The following is a 3,410-nucleotide window of genomic DNA, read 5'->3' as shown; positions in this document are numbered from 1 at the left end:
CGAGACCGCGCACGAGCGGCTCGCGACCCTCGCCCAGCACTCCGACCTCGGCGGCGGCATGGCGATCGCGATGAAGGACCTCGAGATCCGCGGCGCCGGCAACCTGCTCGGCGGCGAGCAGTCCGGCCACATCGCCGACGTGGGCTTCGACCTCTACGTGCGCCTGGTCGGCGAGGCGGTGCAGGACTTCCGCGGCGACGCAGAGCCCGAGCTCGGCGAGGTCCGCATCGAGCTGCCGGTCGACGCCCACCTGCCGCACGACTACATCCCCAGCGAGCGGCTCCGTCTGGAGATGTACAAGCGGCTCGCGGAGGTGCGCTCCGACGAGGACGTGGACCTGCTCAACGAGGAGCTGCTGGACCGCTACGGCGAGCCGCCGCAGGAGGTCGTCTCGCTGCTCCTGGTCGCCCGGTTCCGGGCGCGGGCGCGCCAGGCCGGCATCGGAGAGGTCACGATCGCGGGCCGCAACGTGCGGTTCGCGCCGGTCGACCTGCCCGAGTCGCGCGTCGTCCGGCTCAACCGGATGTACCCGAAGTCGATCGTCAAGGCCCCCGTCAGCACGGTCCTGGTGCCCCGTCCGCAGACCGCGGTGGTCGGGGGGCGTCCGATCGCCGGCATCGCCCTGCTTGAATGGGCCCGACAAGTCATCGACGCTGTCATCGACCCGCCCTCGAACCCGTGAACGTCCTTCAGGAGAGCACGTGAACCGCATCCGCCTGATCGCCCTGGCCTCGGCCTCGATCGTCCTGCTCACCGGCTGCGGTGCCGTCCCCGCGTTCAACCCCGGCGTCGCGGCCCGGGTGGGCGACGAGACCGTCTCGCTCGCGAAGGTCGACGATGTCTCGACGTCCTTCTGCGAGTACGTCGAGGGGCAGCTCCAGGAGGGCCAGGTGCTCGCCCAGCACTACCTGCGCGGGCAGGTCGTGGGCGCGCTCGCGCTGCGCGCCGCGGTCGACCAGTTCGCCGACGAGCAGGGTGTCAGCGCCGCGGAGGACTACGACACCGCCGTCACCGAGGCCCGCAAGCAGCTGGGGTCGCTGCCCGACGACCAGGTCCAGGCCGTGATCGACGTCCAGGGCGTCCAGCTCTACATGCAGGCCGTGGAGAAGTCGGTCGGCGAGCAGCAGGGTGCGACCGGCGACGACGCGACCGCGGCCGGCCAGAAGCTGTTCCGCCGGTGGCTGGCCGACCACGACGTCGACGTGGACCCGCGGTTCGGGGTCTCCATCGACAAGGGCACCACCGCGCCGGTCGACACGAGCCTGTCCTACTCCCTCGGCGACACCAGCAAGCTGGCCGACGCCGACAACCCGGACCCGACGTACGGCGCGGAGCTGCCCGACTCCCAGCGCTGCGGCTGAGACCCTACGGTGGTTGAGGTGCGAGCGAAGCGAGCCTCGAAACCACCCGAGCCGCTCCTCGAGTTCCTCGAGGTGATGCGCCGCCTGCGGGCGGAGTGCGCCTGGAAGCGCGGGCAGACCCACCGCTCGCTCGCGCGCTACCTGCTCGAGGAGACCCACGAGACGCTGGAGGCCATCGACTCCGGCGACGCCGACCATCTGCGCGAGGAGCTGGGCGACCTGTTGCTGCAGGTGTACTTCCACGCGGTCATCGCCGAGGAGGCCGGCGAGTTCACCCTCGACGACGTCGCCCGGGACATCACCGCCAAGATGTACCGCCGCAACCCGCACGTGTTCGCGCCGACTGCCGACTCCCCGACGGACGCCGCGGCGATCGACGAGGTCTGGCAGCAGATCAAGGCCGCCGAGAAGCAGCGGACCTCGGTCACCGAGGGCCTCCCGGCCGGCCTGCCGGCTCTGCTGTACGCCGACAAGGTGCTCGGCCGCCTGGCATCCGAGGGCCGCCCCGCGCCGGAGCCTGGCGCCGCCGACGATCTGGGCGAACGGTTGCTGGCGCTGGTTGCCGAGGCCCGTGGGTCCGGCGTCGACCCCGAGCAGGCTCTCCGCGACGCGGTCCGCCGCCGGCTGCCGCCCGCGGCACGCCCCTGACCAACGCGCACGCGACACGCCGTCGCGGCGTGTGGGAGGTCAGGGACGCGCGACCTGGCGCGGGAGCCACCGGGCTCGCTGCGCCTCGGACAGTGCCCGCCGCCTCTCGACGGTCGAGGTGTCGATCCACCACCCCGGCTGGTCCAGCGTCCACGATCCCCTCGACCGCCGCCCGTCAGCCCGGCGGTAGGCCGCGGCGAGCCGGCTCAGGAACGCGCGCTGGTCGGTATTGTCCGCCGCCACCATCGTCACGAGCTCGAGACCGAGGTCGCGGGCCAGCTCCTCCCGCTCGAGATCGCGAACGAGCCGGCCGTTGCCGACGTGCACCAACCCGTCGTACTCACCGATGACGCCGTGGTCCGGGTCGAACAGGTCGGGGGTGAGCAGGTGGCTTCCGTCGGGGGCGAAGATCGGCACGTTGCACAGTGGGCGTGGGTGTTCACGCGACCACGCGAGCCGCATCGAGACCTCGCGCGGCGACCACGCGTTCTCGTCGGCGAGGTCGAGTGCGCGCGCGATCCGCGAGACATGTGGGCGACCCTGCAGGTGCCGCTGCGCGTGCCGACGGATCTCCTCGATCGACGCCAGGTCCGAGAACGCCGCCATGTCGACGGCGGTCACGGCCTGCGCCAGGCTCCGTGCCCGACGGACCTCGAAGCACACCGACCGGGCGTGCGCGGTGGCCGGGAGCCCGTCGATGCGGACGACCTCCGCGGGGTCGAGCCACTCCTCGGAGAGCGCCAGCCCGGGTCGCGGACGCACGACCCGGTTGCGGCCGAGGGCCAGCGGCACGGGGAGGGCGGTCCGACCGTCCGGCCCGAGCCCGTCGAACCAGCGCCCGCCCGCCCAGTGGAGCCCGGCCCAGCCCGTGACGGCGCCGTGCCCGGGCAACAGCACGGCCGCCTCGACGATGCGTTGTGCGGGCAGGGCGGGGTCGACGTACGCCGGCACGTACCTGCCCTTGCTGGTCCGCCTCCATTCCTCACCGGCCGCCTGCCGCCGGGTCGGCCCGGACCGGCCGGAAGGGTCGACGGGAACGGGGACGACCACCCCGTCACGCACCAGTCCCGAGAGCTTCATGGGGACGAGCATGCGGTCGCGCGGCTCCAGGTCCCGGGCGTTCTCCACAGGGCGTTCTCCACAGGGCTCCGCGGGGCCCCTGACCAACGGGCACCCGACACGCCGTCACCGCGTGCGGCAGGTCAGGGACACACGACCCCACTTCGTGGGGCACTTCGTCCCGCGGACGGCCCACGGACGCCTCGGGGACATCGGCACGGTCTAGGCTGAAGGACGGTCCGCCGAGACCCGGCCCGGGCCCTCCCCAAGACGACCCAGGAGCACAGACGTGGCATCCATCGAAGCAGTCGGCGCCCGCGAGATCCTCGACTCGCGCGGCAA

The 3,410-nt window shown here is 72.8% G+C and carries 4 protein-coding genes; 3 read left to right on the top strand and 1 reads right to left on the bottom strand.

Annotated features, from left to right (window positions below; translation table 11 throughout):
• The 3 genes from VGD85_RS00930 to VGD85_RS00920 form a co-directional block, all read left to right on the top strand.
• Nucleotides 1-682: TRCF domain-containing protein (locus tag VGD85_RS00930; protein ID WP_331061573.1), on the top strand; the 682-nt coding region annotated here is incomplete at its 5' end.
• A 19-nt stretch (nt 683-701) separates the two neighbouring features.
• The gene (locus VGD85_RS00925; protein ID WP_331061572.1) at nt 702-1,361 is read left to right on the top strand and encodes a hypothetical protein; all 660 of its coding nucleotides are present in this window, start codon (nt 702-704) and stop codon (nt 1,359-1,361) included.
• Between the two features lie 18 nt (nt 1,362-1,379).
• Entirely contained in the window at nt 1,380-2,009 is a 630-nt protein-coding gene (locus tag VGD85_RS00920; RefSeq protein ID WP_331061571.1) for a MazG family protein, read from the top strand.
• 39 nt (nt 2,010-2,048) lie between these two features.
• On the opposite strand, the gene VGD85_RS00915 is transcribed toward VGD85_RS00920, so the two are convergent.
• Complete coding sequence (locus VGD85_RS00915; protein WP_331061570.1) at nt 2,049-3,089, bottom strand: hypothetical protein; 1,041 nt, start codon at nt 3,087-3,089, stop codon at nt 2,049-2,051.
• Nucleotides 3,090-3,410: the final 321 nt, after the last annotated feature.

This window comes from Nocardioides sp. (assembly GCF_036401255.1).
Classification (GTDB): domain Bacteria; phylum Actinomycetota; class Actinomycetes; order Propionibacteriales; family Nocardioidaceae; genus Nocardioides.
This window is presented reverse-complemented; position numbering and strand designations above follow the sequence as displayed.

Coding starts and splice junctions, on each gene's coding strand:
- VGD85_RS00915 (WP_331061570.1), bottom strand. CDS start 3,089: ATGAAGCTCTCGGGACTGGTGCGTGACGGGGTGGTCGTCCCCGTTCCC.